Annotated in this window: 12 protein-coding genes; 5 read left to right on the top strand and 7 right to left on the bottom strand. The window is 43.1% G+C overall.

Annotation, left to right across the window (positions count from 1 at the left end; genetic code table 11):
* Positions 1–86: 86 nt before the first annotated feature.
* Positions 87–959, bottom strand: coding sequence for a Cif family virulence factor (locus PQ469_RS30560; RefSeq protein WP_274211026.1), 873 nt, complete (start codon positions 957–959; stop codon positions 87–89).
* Between the two features lie 321 nt (positions 960–1,280).
* Here PQ469_RS30560 and PQ469_RS30555 point away from each other — a divergent pair, with 321 nt between their 5' ends.
* Positions 1,281–1,967, top strand: a complete 687-nt coding sequence (locus PQ469_RS30555) for a hypothetical protein (RefSeq protein WP_274211025.1) — start codon at positions 1,281–1,283, stop codon at positions 1,965–1,967.
* A 95-nt stretch (positions 1,968–2,062) separates the two neighbouring features.
* Here the strand turns inward: PQ469_RS30555 and cysS are convergent, their stop codons facing one another.
* The 6 genes from cysS to mutL all read right to left on the bottom strand — a co-directional run bounded on the left by cysS (position 2,063) and on the right by mutL (position 9,090).
* Positions 2,063–3,526 (bottom strand): cysteine--tRNA ligase, encoded by a 1,464-nt coding sequence (gene cysS / locus PQ469_RS30550; RefSeq protein ID WP_274211024.1) that lies wholly within the window; start codon positions 3,524–3,526, stop codon positions 2,063–2,065.
* Between the two features lie 82 nt (positions 3,527–3,608).
* Positions 3,609–4,451, bottom strand: a complete 843-nt coding sequence (locus PQ469_RS30545; RefSeq protein ID WP_274211023.1) for an NAD-dependent epimerase/dehydratase family protein — start codon at positions 4,449–4,451, stop codon at positions 3,609–3,611.
* 9 nt (positions 4,452–4,460) lie between these two features.
* Positions 4,461–5,576 (bottom strand): endonuclease/exonuclease/phosphatase family protein, encoded by a 1,116-nt coding sequence (locus PQ469_RS30540; RefSeq protein WP_274211022.1) that lies wholly within the window; start codon positions 5,574–5,576, stop codon positions 4,461–4,463.
* Positions 5,566–6,444 (bottom strand): rhomboid family protein, encoded by an 879-nt coding sequence (locus tag PQ469_RS30535; RefSeq protein ID WP_274211021.1) that lies wholly within the window; start codon positions 6,442–6,444, stop codon positions 5,566–5,568. Before PQ469_RS30535 ends, PQ469_RS30540 begins: the two co-directional genes overlap by 11 nt.
* A gap of 48 nt (positions 6,445–6,492) precedes the next feature.
* Entirely contained in the window at positions 6,493–7,083 is a 591-nt protein-coding gene (locus PQ469_RS30530) for a rhomboid family intramembrane serine protease (RefSeq protein ID WP_274211020.1), read from the bottom strand.
* A gap of 141 nt (positions 7,084–7,224) precedes the next feature.
* Complete coding sequence (gene mutL, locus PQ469_RS30525) at positions 7,225–9,090, bottom strand: DNA mismatch repair endonuclease MutL (protein ID WP_090652159.1); 1,866 nt, start codon at positions 9,088–9,090, stop codon at positions 7,225–7,227.
* A 215-nt stretch (positions 9,091–9,305) separates the two neighbouring features.
* On the opposite strand from mutL, the gene PQ469_RS30520 reads away from it, so the two are divergent.
* The 4 genes from PQ469_RS30520 (at position 9,306) to PQ469_RS30505 (ending at position 14,778) form a co-directional block, all read left to right on the top strand.
* A complete protein-coding gene (locus tag PQ469_RS30520; protein WP_274211019.1) occupies positions 9,306–10,940 on the top strand; it encodes an amidohydrolase in 1,635 nt (544 codons plus the stop codon).
* A complete protein-coding gene (locus PQ469_RS30515; protein ID WP_274211018.1) occupies positions 10,927–12,732 on the top strand; it encodes a serine hydrolase domain-containing protein in 1,806 nt (601 codons plus the stop codon). Before PQ469_RS30520 ends, PQ469_RS30515 begins: the two co-directional genes overlap by 14 nt.
* Before the next feature lie 349 nt (positions 12,733–13,081).
* Positions 13,082–13,465: a hypothetical protein gene (locus PQ469_RS30510; RefSeq protein ID WP_274211017.1), complete on the top strand. Its 384-nt coding sequence runs from the start codon at positions 13,082–13,084 to the stop codon at positions 13,463–13,465.
* On the top strand, positions 13,462–14,778 hold the full coding sequence (locus tag PQ469_RS30505; RefSeq protein WP_274211016.1) for a hypothetical protein: 1,317 nt from the start codon (positions 13,462–13,464) through the stop codon (positions 14,776–14,778). The genes PQ469_RS30510 and PQ469_RS30505 overlap by 4 nt, the downstream gene beginning before the upstream one ends.
* Positions 14,779–14,884 lie beyond the last annotated feature (106 nt).

Here is a 14,884-nt window from a genome sequence, read left to right as displayed (position 1 = left end):
GATCTGGTTTTACAAGATGGTGCCCAAAACAAAAACAGCGATGAGTATTCCCCCATCGCTGTCTTTGTTTTGAAAATTTTTACTACTTATTCGTTTTCAATAGCCGAAAAAACTTCAAGTAAAATATTCCACTTTTTGTTTTGGTCTATTTCCCAAATCCGTACATAGTTATAATTACCCACAACATTGCCTTTGGTTATCCTTGCATGGCCATAGCTATAAGCTAAATCGTTACTTACAGACCTGCCTGCGTCGGTGGTTTCGGCGGTTATGCTTATCGCTTCGTTGTTGATAAACTTCATGATAACATCAGGCCCTGTCATTGGCTCAAAGCCCGGGAAATAATAGCGGCCTTCGGAGCTTAAAAACTCCTTATAACTGGCCATGGTTGATATGGTAAGCGAGTGGTTAAATATTTTATCGGTATTTACAATAACGCTTTTGGCAGTAAAGGGGTCCTTGCTTGGGGCCGATTTTGTGCTGGCATCCGGTTCTTTAAAATCGGTAACTATTTCTCCTTCGGGTTCGGGGTGTTGTATGCCCAAATCTATCAGTAGTTTTAATTTATTGTTATCGTCAGCATCAGCACGCCAGATGGATACATAGTCACCAAAAACTTTGTCGTCATCAGTTTTGCCATTTTGGTAAACGTAGGGGCCGGCGGTGAAGGCAAGATCGCCATTGGCAGATATCCGTGCAAATTTTGGCTGCCAGCTTAATTTACCGGCCTGTTTATCAATATTGCTATAAAAATCAACAATTTTAACGGCATCAGGTTTAAACACAATGCCGTCGGGCGCTGCAACAGCCAAAAAGCCATCTTTTATTCCTTTACGTTCAACTAATTTATTAAATGCTTCTTCGGCACTTACAACTTTATTTACTTTAACCGGTGCTGACTGTGCTAAGGCCAAAATGCTATAGCCCATAAATGTGGCGGCTAATAATACTTTCTTCATGTTTTTGATGGAATGTTGGGTAGGCAATTTAGTAATAAATTTTAAGTCGGTTATGCAATTACAAATTGCTTTAAATAACCATAGCTGTATACTTTTTGCAATTTATCTGCCTAAAGTGAAACGAAAACCGCTATATTTAATTGTGGCCGAGACCTGTTTATATATATAAAAATTTATTACGGTCATATTAATTATTGTATCAGTTAACAAGCTTTAAAAATCAGCGCTATTGCATAAGCACAAAAACAAACAACCCAATAATATGCATAATGTTTCGTTAAAAAGCCATATTACGTCTTTAGCTTATAAATTTACGCAATTATGAAAATACGTTTTTTCACCTTGATTGTGGCCGGTTTGATGTGTTGCGGAACAATATGCAGCGCACAAAATCAAATCCTGAACGACAACCAGGGCAAGCCCGTTATGGAACAAAGCTACATAGATGTGGAGGGCAGCCCCTACCTGGCGGCAAACTGGTTGCCGGGCACCGTGGCTTTTGCAAATGGTAAAACAATAGCTGCAAAGTTGAAATATGATGTTGTAAAAGACGAGCCAATATTTCAAAGCCCGAGGGATTCTATGGCCCTTGCCTTTGTTGCACCAGTTAAAAGCTTCCGGTTTGATATTGGCTCAATAGATGAAAGTTCTCTCGCCCCACTCATCTTCAGCAATGGTTACCCGGCTATTGACGAACAATCAGAAAACTCCTTTTACCAGGTAATTGCCGATGGAAAAGCAAAGCTGCTAAAACGTTATAAAAAAGTGATTCATTCCAACCAGGCCTTCAATTCGGCAACCACTACCAAAACATTTGCTATGCGCGATGCTGTTTATTACTTGTTTGCAGATAATAAAATAAGCCGGGTTAAACTAAATCCAAAAACAATCGCAGTCGCCCTGGCCGATAAAGCAGACCAGGTACAAGCCTTCATAAAAATCAATAAAACTGATTTTAAAAGCGACCGCGACCTGGCCAAACTGTTCACGTATTATAACTCGCTTTAAGGATTGTATAGGAACAGGGACAAATGGAGGTTTTTGTTCCTGTTCCCCCGTTCCAAAGTCTTGATACCTGATACTAACTACTTGATACTCCCTCTTTAACTTTTACTCCAGAGCGTGCCTTCTTTGCTATCCTTTAGCTGAAACCCTACTTTTGACAGGCCTTCACGTATTTTATCACTGGTGGCATAATCTTTATTTGCCTTGGCTTCGTTGCGGAGTTCAACTATCAGGTTCAGTATTTTAGGCAAATCGTCGTTGTCCGCCTGTTCATCTTTAAGCCCTAAAACATCCTGCACAAATGTTTTCATGAGGTTTTTAAGCAAGCCAAGGTTAACTTCGTTAATCTTCATTTTGCCGTCATGTACCGAGTTGATGATACGCGATGCTTCAAACAGTTCGGCAATCAATACCGGGCTGTTAAAATCATCATTCATTGCAGCATAGCAGCGCTCCAGCAGGGGCTCTATTTCAATTTCGGTACTGCCTGATACCTTTAAACCATCCAGTAAGGCATAGGCGTTCATCAATCGCTTAAATCCTTTTTCAGAGGCCTCCATAGCATCATTGCCAAAATCAAGCGTACTACGGTAATGTGCCTGCAGCATAAAAAAACGTACAGTCATGGGGCTGTAACCCTTATTCAGGATAGAGTTTTCGCCGCTGAAAAGTTCATGGGGCAAAAAGCTGTTCCCTAATGATTTCGACATTTTTTGGCCGTTCACGGTAAGCATATTGGTATGCACCCAGTAATTGGCCGGGTTTTTACCGCAGCAGGCAACATGCTGGGCTATCTCATTGGTATGGTGGGTTGGCACAAGATCCAGTCCGCCTCCATGAATATCAAACTGGTCGCCCAAATATTTCTGACTCATGGCCGAGCATTCCAGGTGCCAGCCCGGGAAGCCCACACCCCAGGGAGATGGCCATTTCATCAGGTGCTCGGGCTTGGCTTTTATCCACAGGGCAAAATCAAGCTTGCCGTGTTTTTCCTGCTGACCGCCCAGCGTGCGGGTGTTATTCAGTAAATCTTCCAGGTTGCGGCCGCTCAGCACGCCGTAATCTTTGGTTTTGTTATATTTTTCAACATCAAAATAAACCGATCCGTCTACTTCGTAAGCATATCCTTTTTCAAGAATAACTTTTACCATTTCTATCTGCTCAATAATATGGCCGGTAGCCGTTGGTTCAATACTTGGCGGCAGCGTGTTCAGTATCTGCATTACATCATGAAAACCTACGGTATACTTTTGTACAATTTCCATGGGCTCCAGTTGGGCCAGTTTTGCTTTTTTTGAAATTTTATCTTCGCCTTCGTCGCCGGCATCGCCTTCCAGGTGGCCGGCATCAGTTACGTTACGTACATAGCGCACCTTGTACCCTAAATGGTTAAGGTAACGAAACATCAGATCGAAAGATATATAGGTACGGCAGTTACCCAAATGCACATCGCTGTAAACAGTTGGGCCACACACGTACATGCCCACATGCGGGGCATTAAGGGCCTTAAATTCTTCTTTTTTGCGGGATAAAGTATTGTAAACAAACAATTTTTGTTTCATGAGGGCAAACTTACGATTTTTTCAATTTTTAGCTAATGCAGGCAGCCCGATTATTAAAGCTTACACCCAAGTGATACTATCTTTATTGATGCAGTAAATATTCGAAATCAAATTGAGGCTGATAGCCCAAAATCTGTTTTGCTTTATTGCAAACATAAACACGATCAATACTTTCTGGGAAAAACCAGTTTTTACGCCGATAGATATCTTTGGCTTCCGGGAAAAATTTAAGGATAACTCCTTCAGGGTTGTATTTAAGCTGCACCAGATCATCCTTACCAAATGGCGACCCACTTGAAATATTGAAAATTTCAAAATCAGCAAATGTTATACCCAATGCCAACCGTAATGCTTCGGCGCCGTCACGCTCATCCAGCCCCCTATAAATCCGGTGGTTTATTTTTAGGTTATCCTCCTCGGGCAAAAAACGCCCAACCCGGTATACTGATGTTTGCAGGCCTTCTTTATAAAAAAAATCTTTGCAAAGCTGCTCGGTAGTTTGCTTGGTAATATCATAAATATCGCGTGGTTTTTCGGGCAGGTTTTCATCCACCCAAACTGCCTTTTCATGGTCAATTAAGGCGCTGCCATAAATGGATGTTGTGCTGGTATACAAAAACCTGTTTACACCATGTTTAACACAGGCATTAAGTAAATTAAGCGTACCTATAATATTTGTTTGTATAAAAGCTTCCCTTGGGTAATTAAGCTCATAGTGCTTGCCATGTACGGCTGCAGTATGAATAATGGCATCAAACCCACGGCAAAGGTTTTCGGTCTCGCTTTTGTTTTTTATGTCGATGATATCATCCGTGGTAGCTGCGGGTATTACATCGACGCCGGTAATATGGTGGCCAAACGCCTTTAAATGTTTTACGGTGGCCGAACCTAACTGACCGGATGAACCTGTGACCAGAATTTTCATGCCCGATATTTAATTCAACATCAAATCGCTCCGCAGCGGAAAGTGATCAGAAAGCTTTTTTTCGATGATTAGGTACGATGCCACATCAAACTGCGGGCTCACCATAATGTAATCTATCTGGTAATTGGGGAAGTCGCCATTATAGGTGCGCCCAAAACCGGCCCCTTTTTCGCGGAATGCATTTTTAAGCCCTTTTGCCATTTGGTTAACTGCAAAGGATGTAGGTGTATCGTTAAAATCGCCGGATATGACATAGGGGTATGGACATTGCGCGGCATGTGCCTTTATTTTGAAAACCTGTTCGCTCCGCTTTATAAATGCTGTTTTTAGTTTGCCGCCAAGTCTTTTAGTTGCTTGCATATCCGTTTTCCCTTTTTTTGATACGCTATCCAGGTATTTATAATCCTCGGGGTTAAATCTTATCGATTGCAAATGAAGACTGTAAACCCTGAATGTTTTTTCGCCTTTTTTTACATCGATGTACAAACACTGGTTTGCCGATGACCTGTCGGCAGCCAGCTGGATTAAGCCCTTGGCTACAATGGGATACTTGGAGAAAATGGCCATCCCTATTGCTTCTGAGCTATTGAAGTTAAGCGGCTCGAAATAATAGTTTTTGGCTCCCATTATTTTTACGATGGAGTCGCGCATATCATACTCGCCTTTGTAGCGGGTATAAAACTCCTGGAAACCGATAATATCGGGCTTTTGATCATTAATAAGTTCCAGGATCTCGTGCTTGGTGGATACATCGTTTTTTGACCCAAAGCGTTTAAAGTTATGTACGTTGTAGGTAATCAACCGTATCGAATTTATACCCGGTGCCGGCGAAAATGTTGATGCCGCGCGCAACCCAATATTGTTATTGAGCACTCCCCAGCCAATCAAAATAGTGATCATTGAAAGCGCCGCCGGCCAGCGCCAGCGCAATAGCCAAACCAGCATCATGATTACATTTAGCAATAGTATTGGCGGGTAGGCCAGGCCAAAAAAGGCAATCAGCCAAAAAGTTTTGGGGTTAACCGAGGGGGCAAGATAACTAAGCAATAAAGCAACGCAAAGCAGCAGGTTTATCCATAAAAATACTTTATCAATAAAACCTAATCCACTTTTTTTATTTTTCATTCTTGCTTGCGCGGGCTAATGTCTCTTTCTCCTGTCTGCTCAGGCTATCAACACCCGTTTGTGATATTTTATCTAATATACGATCAATTTCGTCCTGGCGCGGATACTCCGTGCTGTTTTTACCGGTATTGCTGTATACAACCTTCAATTTTGACTTTGATTTGAAGATGTTGGCGATGCCTGTTATCCAATCATGACCACGCTGTAGCTGTTTAATATATATAAAGCCAAACAGCGCACCTCCCAAATGTGCTATTTCGCCACCGGCGTTGGGGCCAACGATACTCAAAAAGTCAATTACCAGGATCACAAAAACAAGCCATTTTAGCTTAACCGGGCCAATCAATATTAATGAAATAGTATAATTTGGCAGTAGCGTAGCGGTAGCAACAACAATAGCCATAACACTTGCCGATGCTCCGACAACCGGCACAGCCAACAGGGCCGGATTTTGAGAAAAGGCCGGGAAAAGATTAAAACAAGCTATAAACAACAAAGCGCCGGAAAGCCCCCCCATAATGTAAAGGCCAATGGTACGTTTGTTGCCCAGGTACTCCTCAAATATCTGGCCCATCCAGTACAGCCAAAGCATGTTGAACAGGATATGAAATATGCCGTCATGCATAAACATGTAGGTGAATGGGGTCCAAAAACGGGTAAGTAATTTGGGCAGGTGAGCAGTAGTTGCTAAATAATCAAACGCGTAAAACTCAATTGTACTTGGCCTGCTAAAACTTGTAATCATATGTTCAAGCACAGCCGGGACGTTTATCGCCAAAAAAACAATCACATTAATACCAATAAGCAGGTTGAGCTTATTGCCCGACCGCAGCATTTTGTATTGGATATTTTGCCAAAGGGTGCTCATAATAAAACCGTTATTAATTTGATAACTCCTGTTTATTGTTAAAAATTGTTAGTTATGCTGCAATCGCCAAATTTTTACCATCAGATAACCAATTAATGCACCGCCAAGATGGGCAAAGTGTGCTACCGGATCCCATGAAAATTTTTCATATCCCATAAATAGCTCTATAACAATATATATTGGTATAATATATTTTGCCTTGATGGGCACGGGTATAAACATGATCATTAATTCAAGGTTCGGATACAACATGCCAAAGGCTACCAGCAAGCCAAATATTGCACCGGATGCTCCTACCGTTGGTACATAGTAAATTGCAGCAAGCTTTTCGCCTCCTCCAAGATATTGATCAAATGTTGACTGAAGCTCTGGATGCGATAAGGTAAATGCGCCGGTAATGGCATGTACTTCATAGGCCTGAACTGCAAAATTACAAAGAACTCCACCTATTCCGCATAAAAAATACAGATTGAAAAACTTTTTTGATCCCATGGCATATTCCAGGATAGGACCAAAAGAAAACAGCGCGAACATATTGAAAAAGATGTGCGTAAAACCGCCGTGCATAAACATGTAGGTGATTATTTCCCAAGGCCTAAAAAATGGAGAATTAAAATAATAAACAGGTAAAACCTGCATTATCTTAGGAATATATTTCCCGATGGTAAGATCTCCTATAAAAAACAAAACATTTATAATCAGCAGGTTTTTTACTACCGGTGTGATATTGGCAAAAGGCGATTGATTGTATCCGTTCATAGTATAATTAAAGCCCCGGGGCTATTTTTCAAAGCGTTCCATTAATTCGGCCAGCGTAAATGTACTGATTACGGGCTTACCGTTCAATGCCTGGTTAGGCGATTGGCAGGCAAAAAGCTGGTCGATAAGCTGGTTCATTTCTTCCAATGATAATTTGGTGCCGGTTTTAAGCGCAGCATTACGGGCTAATGACCGTGCCAGGTTATCCCGCTTATCTACTTTTAAAATGGCCATATTGTTTTTAAACCCTTCCAATAAATGTTCTAAAAGTTCGTGTTCGTCAACATTGCTCAAATCGGCCGGTATGCCGTCAACAACCACGGTGTTTTTACCAAACTCACGGATATCAAAGCCGAGGGCCTTAATATCGGGCAAAAGCTCCCTCAATAACTCAAAATCGCTGCCGTTTAGTGTTACCGATTGTGGAAATAAACTTTGCTGGCTTACGCCCGAGTGATGCTGCAGTTGTTGTAAAAAGCGTTCGTACAAAATGCGCTCATGCGCGGCCTGCTGCCCTATCAGCATAAAGCCCGATTTAATTTGCGATAAAATAAACCGGTTATGAATCTGGAACAATTGCCGCTCGCTGGGTTTGCTTACCTCCTGCTCATCAACAGCAATGCTTTTTTCGTTGTGCATCTGCTGCTGCAGGTTGGTTTCTTTTTTGCTTATCTCGTACAGCGTATCCCAGTTATTGGGTATAGGGGTGTTGCGGTAATCGTTGTTATCCCTCAAAAAAGGATGCTGCTCGCGTGTTCCTGATGATTTTTTCTCGGCAGCAAAGGGGTTAAAGTCAGGGTTAAAGGAAATTGTCGGGGCAATAATCTCCTCAAAAGGTTTTGGGGTTATCAGGTGTTCGATGCTGTTTTCCTGGTCAAAATCCAAACTTGGAGTAATGTTATACCTGCCTAAAGACCGTTTTACCGCCGACCGGATAATGGCATAAATCGCCTTCTCATCCTGGTACTTAATCTCGGTTTTGGTAGGATGCACGTTAATATCAATTTTTGACGGATCGATATCTATAAACAGCACATAAAACGGGTAGCAATCATCGGGCAACAATTCCTCAAAGGCTGTAAGTACAGCGTGGTTCAAATAGGCATCGCGGATAAAGCGGTAGTTTACAAAAAAGAATTGCTCGCCCCGTGTTTTACGGGCAAACTCGGGTTTGCCAACAAAACCACGCAGGTTAATAATGGTAGTATCTTCCTCAACCGGCACCAGGCGCTGATTATAGTTATTGCCAAACAGGTGCACTATGCGTTGCTTTAAGGCAGCGCCGGGCAAATGGTAAACTTCCTGACCATCATGGTGCAGGGTAAAAAATATTTGTGGGTTGGCCAGCGCTACCCGTTGAAATTCGTCGATAATATGGCGCATTTCTACCGGGTTACTTTTTAAAAAGTTACGCCGGGCGGGTGTGTTATAAAACAGGTTTTTGATGGATATAGAGGTACCGGTATTGGCCGAACACGCCTCCTGGCTAATCACTTCCGATCCTTCAATAAAAATACAGGTACCCAGCTCATCTTCATGTCGGCGGGTTTTTAATTCCACCTGCGCAATAGCGGCTATCGATGCCATGGCCTCGCCCCTGAAGCCCATGGTGCGGATGGCGAACAGATCTTCGGCCTTGCGAATTTTGGAGGTAGCATGCCGCTCAAAGCACATACGGGCATCGGTAAGGCTCATGCCGCAGCCATCGTCAATAACCTGTATCAATGATTTTCCGGCATCTTTAATAATGAGCTGTATTTTACCCGCCCCGGCATCAATCGCGTTCTCCACCAATTCTTTTACCGCCGATGCCGGTCGTTGTACCACCTCGCCTGCAGCAATCTGGTTGGCAACGGCATCTGGTAAAAGCTGAATTATATCTGACATTTAAAAAAATTCCCTTCAATTTCGTTTTCGATGCTAAATTAAATATTTGAAGGCATAACTTTATGATTTTGTAGTATCAAGTAGTAAGTAGCAAGTATCCAGATTTGACTGAGAATACATTAGTTTTGTAATTGATCAGTATCTACAAGTAATTTGCAAACTATTCAACATTGCGAGCGTTCTTGATACTTACTACTTGATACTTTTAAAAGCTTATGAAGAAATTATTGCCGGCGCTGCTGCTCCTGGCTGCAGCCTGCAAACAAAAAGAGTATAATGCCGATTTGCTAATAAAAAACGCGGTTGTTTATACCGTTGATAGCGCTTTTACTACAGCCAACGCATTTGTGGTAAGCAAAGGTAAAATTGTAGCTGTTGGCAACGCCGATACGTTAGAGCAAAAATACCTGGCCCATGAAGTAGTTGATGCCAAAGGCGCTGCCGTTTATCCAGGTTTTATTGACGCCCACGCCCATTTTTATGAATATGGATTAGGCCTGCAGGAAGTAAACCTGGATGGAACCAAAAGCTGGGGCGAGGTGGTTGATTCAGTTCAGGCTTACTCGACACGCAACCCCGATGGCTGGATTATTGGCCGGGGTTGGGACCAAAACGACTGGGCTAAAAAACAGTTTCCGGACAAGGCCAAACTGGATAGCCTGTTCCCGGTACGCCCGGTAATATTGAGCCGGGTTGACGGGCATGCTATTATTGCCAACCAGGCTGCTTTAAACATTGCAGGCGTAAAACCCGGGCAAACTATAACCGGTGGTGAGATAGAAACCATTAGCGGGAAGCTCACCGGCATCATGGTTGATAACGCCGTAGGCATTGTTACCCGCAAAGTGCCCGAGCCAACGGCTCCTGTTGTGGAGAATGCCCTGCTATCGGCACAAAGAAACTGTTTCGCCGTTGGCTTAACTACGGTTGATGATTGCGGGCTGCCTTATACCATGATTAATACCATTGCCGATTTGCAGCATAAAGGATCATTAAAAATGCGCATGTATGTCATGCTATCAGACAGGCCTGAGAATTACGATTACCTGTTTAAACGTGGCGCGTTTAAAACGCCGGGCCTAAATGTTCGCGCGTTTAAGGTTTATGCCGATGGTGCTTTGGGCTCCCGCGGGGCCTGTTTACTAAAGCCTTATGCCGACCAGCCGAAATGGAGTGGCTTCTTATTGAGCAGCCAGGCCCATTTTGAGGAGGTAGCAAAGAAAATTGCAGCCAAAGGCTTCCAGATGTGCACCCATGCCATCGGCGATTCGGCCAACCGGGTAATGTTAAAAATATATGCATCTGTTTTAAAAGGTAAAAACGATCTCCGCTGGAGGATAGAGCATTCACAAATTGTGGCGCCCGAAGATGTTGCCCTTTTTGGCGATAACAGCATCATCCCATCGGTACAGCCTACACATGCTACATCAGATATGTACTGGGCGGGCAAGCGCCTGGGTGATAAAAGACTGAAATCATCAGCATACATTTATAAAACGCTGTTAAATCAAAACGGATGGATTCCGTTGGGAACAGATTTCCCGGTAGAAAACATTAACCCGATGTATACGTTTTATGCAGCGGTAGAGCGGCAGGACCTGAAGGGTTTTCCTGAACACGGTTTCCAAAAGGAAAATGCTTTAAGCCGTACCGAAGCGTTAAGAGGAATAACCATATGGGCCGCAAAAGCCAACTTTGAAGAAAAAGAAAAAGGCAGTATTGAACCGGGCAAGTATGCCGATTTTGTAATACTGGATAAGGATATCATGAAAGTAAAAGGCGCCGAATTACCAACTACCAAAGTAACCCAAACCTATATAAACGGAGTTAAAGTATATGATAAAAAATAAATGGGGCTGTGTCTCTGTAGTATTGTTAGGGTTTGCATTATTTAATACCGCCTGCGCTCAAAATCCACCTTTTACCGGGCGCGCCTATGTTGCCGAAGAACGATTGGTTCAAAACTCAACCGTTTTGCTCAACAACGCTCAATATACTATCCCGCTGCAAAAGCTGGAAGATTTAAAAATTGCCAGCGTACATTTTACCAGCCAGTACGCCAGCGTTTTTGATAGCCTGCTTAATAAATACTGCAAAGTGCAGGTGTTTGATGGCAATGGTAAAAATCTGAATACGCTTGCTGCCGATTTAAAGTGGTACAACACTATTATTTTACAGGTAAATGACGCCGATCTGGGTAACCCGCTGTTGACAGATTTTATTACCACCAATCAAAAAATAAAGCGGGTTATCATCGCCGCCTTTGGAAATGGCGCGCTGTTAAACAAGCTAAATAATACAACAGTGCCGGTAATCTGGTCCGAAAGGGTGTCGCCGGTATCGGCTTCGTATGCGGCCCAGGCCATATTTGGCGGGGTGGCCATTACGCAAAAATTAGCCAAAACCTACTCGGCTCTTTATAGCAGCGGAATGGGGTTTGTTACCCAGCAAAGCAGGCTACAATACAGCGTGCCCGAAGATGTAGGTATTAACTCCAACAACCTGCAGGAGATTGACCAGATAGCCCGCGAGGCCATTACCCAACATGCCACTCCGGGCTGCGTGGTACTGGTTGCCAAAGATGGCAAGGTGATATTTAATAAAGCCTATGGCTACCACACCTACGATAATGTAATGCCCGATAAACTGACTGATATCTTCGACCTTGCATCCATGACCAAAATATCGGCTACCACGGTAGAGGCCATGCAACTGGTTGACCAGGGCAAGCTAAGTGTTGAAAACACCTTAGGCGATTATCTGCCCCTGGCCCGCACCAGCAATAAAAACGATGTAAAGCTGCGCGAGGTATTGTTGCACCAGGCCGGATTTATTCCTGATATCCAATCATTTGAAAAGGTAAAACCATCAGATCATAGTACCGATTCCTCGGCGACCTACCCAACCAGGGTATCTGACCATTATTTTTTGCGGAAGGATTATTTTAAAGATGTGATGCTGCCTGATATGCTCAATTCACCACTGAAAACCCGGGGGCAGTACGTTTACAGCGACGTAAGCATGCTGTTTATGCAGGAGGTAGTAGAAAGCATTACCTCTATCCCCGAGAATGTGTATGTACAGCAGCAGTTTTATACTCCGCTGGGTATGCAAACAGCTGGTTTTTTACCCTTGCACAGGTTTAGCCCGGCACAGATCATCCCGACCGAAAATGACCAGGAATACCGCATGAGTTTATTGGATGGCTACGTGCATGATCCTACTGCCGCGCTTAAAGGCGGAGTTGCGGGCCATGCCGGCCTGTTTGCCAGCGCCAATGATGTTGCCATACTATACCAGATGCTGCTGAACAAGGGCACCTACGGCGGCGTACAATTCTTTAAGCCCGAGGTGGTAGACCTGTTTACCTCCAAACAATCGCCTGTAAGCAGGCGAGGCTTAGGTTTTGACCGCTGGGACCCAATTACCGACAGGCACTACCCATCCAAACTGGCTTCCGACCAAACTTTTGGCCACACCGGTTTTACAGGCACCTGCGTATGGGTTGATCCTAAATACAACCTGGTATACATCTTCCTATCCAACCGGGTAAACCCCAATGTGGGCAGTAAGCTGGGCAGCCTTAACATCAGGCCGAGGATACAGGATGTGGTGTATGAAGCCATCAACAAAGGTATGTAGTAACCACATGTTCGGTTTTGACACCCCTTTAGTGTTTATTGAAATACCATAACGCTTAATTGATTGATATTCAGAATGTTAAATATTAGGCTTGGTTTTGAATCTAAATAAACACCTGTTGATAATCAGCCACTTAGTTATTTAAAGGTGTACGGGCCATAGGTTACCCGAACAGCATTTTTTTTGAAAAATCCGAACATTGCCATGCCCATTTTTAGGTCCTTTAGCGCGGGTGAAATAAGCCCATTTTTATCGGCGATGAAAACACCAACAAAGTGATGGAATAAAACTTTTTTTACTTCTTAAGGGAATATTTGCTACATTGGTACAACTTAAAACTCTTATCGTTATGGCATCCAACTACATTCCTAAAGAGATTGATATCACGATAGCTATTGATTCCAATTATTACCTGCACGTATTGATAGGTAACGGGCAGGCAGGCGCAACAACATTTAAAAATTTTGAAGGCCAGATTTATAAACCCGAGGTATTTAACGCTGTTATCGGCAAAGGCAGCGATATTAAAGATAAAAGCGTCGATGTCATTTCAAACGTACTGGAAATTAACCCCGATACCGATTCTGTGATAATCACCTATTATGTTACCGATAAAACACTTGGTACAACGGATGACCTTACAGACGATATGAAAGCAGGCGATTCTGTAGCTGTGCCGGGTGCCAATGAAAGCCTGATTTTTGATACAACCCTTACATTTTCAGAAGCATGAAACGAAAAATTTTAGTACTTTTTGTTTTAATATTTGTCTTCGGCCGGTTGTTTGCCCAGGAGCAGGATGTTTCGTCTATAGTACCCTCGTCGGCACCGGCATTTACCATTTTGGGTACAAACCCCACCGAAATTTCAAAACCTAATACCTGGAGCGCGCTCCAGGCTGCTGCCTACCAAAGTTTAAGTTCTGGTGATGGCTCCACTGGTTTGCTCAAAAATTTTGCATTGGAATTTAAGCCATACTGGCTTTCCAATCACCCTAAATTTACCTATAAAGATTATCTTAATCAGAGCGGATTCAGCCTTCGTAACCTTTCGGTGTCCTTCGCCTCGGCAAAAGCGCCTTACGGTAAGGATTCGGCACAAAGCATGGGGTTTGGTTTTCGGATACCCATACTCACAGGACTAAAAAAGAGGAATAAGGTACAGGCAGAATTGAAAGCTTACCTTTCTGCCATTCAAAATAACTTGCTGGCATTTCAAAATGATTTCACTTTCTATATCCTTACAAATAAGGCCGCAACGGTTGATGACCTGCTGAACAACATCCTGGACAGCTTAAAAACACCACCGCCGGGAATATGGAAAACCCAAGCGCCGCAAATACTGAAAATCATGTCAGACACTTTGCAACAATCACTCAAGGGCATGAGCGGCCAAAGCCTGGCATCAAAAAAAGCGGATATTGGTAAAGTACTGGCAGCTTATTTTACCATAGTGAACAAACCCATAGGCAAAGCAGCTACAGACTCCATAACATCTGCCCTGCGGCAATCCAGCAACTGGGAGGTAAGCGGCGCTTTGTCAATTGCATTCCCTACCAATAAATTCAATTATTCAAGATACTCAAACGTGGCTATATGGTCAGATTATTCTTTCGATATTGTTAAAAGCTGGCACCTTGACGGTACGGCAGCCTTGCGTTACGTCCGCACGTTTAAAACCGATTCTGTAAGTGCAGCCAATAATTTCGATGGGATTTTCAGGGTCAACTATGCGACAGATGCCCTGCAAAAATTTACCGTCTCATTATGGGGAGTGTTGCGGCGAAGTTCAAACAACCTGCCCCAACTGGTGGTGAATGGGGTAACGTATACCGCGGCCAAAAAAGCATGGGACAATAAATATGGGTTTGAACTTACCTACAAAATCACAGATCAAATTGCAGCATCTTATTCGGTAGGTAAAAACTTTAAAAACGACCAATTGTTCAACATAAAAAACGGCAATCAACTTATTAACGTTTTGAGTTTGTTTTATTCATTGAATACCAAGCAGGATGCCAAAACCAATAGTTTTAAAACGTTTTAGGCGCTTGTACCTTTAAGGCGCAAAGTATTTCTACAATGATCTATATGAAATACAGAAGTAACATCGGCCCGGCAATATCAATATCCCGAACACCTGCTTTACAAAA

This window comes from Mucilaginibacter sp. KACC 22773 (assembly GCF_028736215.1).
Lineage (GTDB): Bacteria > Bacteroidota > Bacteroidia > Sphingobacteriales > Sphingobacteriaceae > Mucilaginibacter.
The sequence above is the reverse complement of the archived record's forward strand: the minus strand, read 5'-3'. Positions and strand labels throughout refer to the sequence as shown.

Coding starts and splice junctions, on each gene's coding strand:
- PQ469_RS30560 (WP_274211026.1), bottom strand. CDS start 959: ATGAAGAAAGTATTATTAGCCGCCACATTTATGGGCTATAGCATTTTG.
- PQ469_RS30555 (WP_274211025.1), top strand. CDS start 1,281: ATGAAAATACGTTTTTTCACCTTGATTGTGGCCGGTTTGATGTGTTGC.
- cysS (WP_274211024.1), bottom strand. CDS start 3,526: ATGAAACAAAAATTGTTTGTTTACAATACTTTATCCCGCAAAAAAGAA.
- PQ469_RS30545 (WP_274211023.1), bottom strand. CDS start 4,451: ATGAAAATTCTGGTCACAGGTTCATCCGGTCAGTTAGGTTCGGCCACC.
- PQ469_RS30540 (WP_274211022.1), bottom strand. CDS start 5,576: ATGAAAAATAAAAAAAGTGGATTAGGTTTTATTGATAAAGTATTTTTA.
- PQ469_RS30535 (WP_274211021.1), bottom strand. CDS start 6,444: ATGAGCACCCTTTGGCAAAATATCCAATACAAAATGCTGCGGTCGGGC.
- PQ469_RS30530 (WP_274211020.1), bottom strand. CDS start 7,083: ATGCAGGTTTTACCTGTTTATTATTTTAATTCTCCATTTTTTAGGCCT.
- mutL (WP_090652159.1), bottom strand. CDS start 9,090: ATGTCAGATATAATTCAGCTTTTACCAGATGCCGTTGCCAACCAGATT.
- PQ469_RS30520 (WP_274211019.1), top strand. CDS start 9,306: ATGAAGAAATTATTGCCGGCGCTGCTGCTCCTGGCTGCAGCCTGCAAA.
- PQ469_RS30515 (WP_274211018.1), top strand. CDS start 10,927: ATGATAAAAAATAAATGGGGCTGTGTCTCTGTAGTATTGTTAGGGTTT.
- PQ469_RS30510 (WP_274211017.1), top strand. CDS start 13,082: ATGGCATCCAACTACATTCCTAAAGAGATTGATATCACGATAGCTATT.
- PQ469_RS30505 (WP_274211016.1), top strand. CDS start 13,462: ATGAAACGAAAAATTTTAGTACTTTTTGTTTTAATATTTGTCTTCGGC.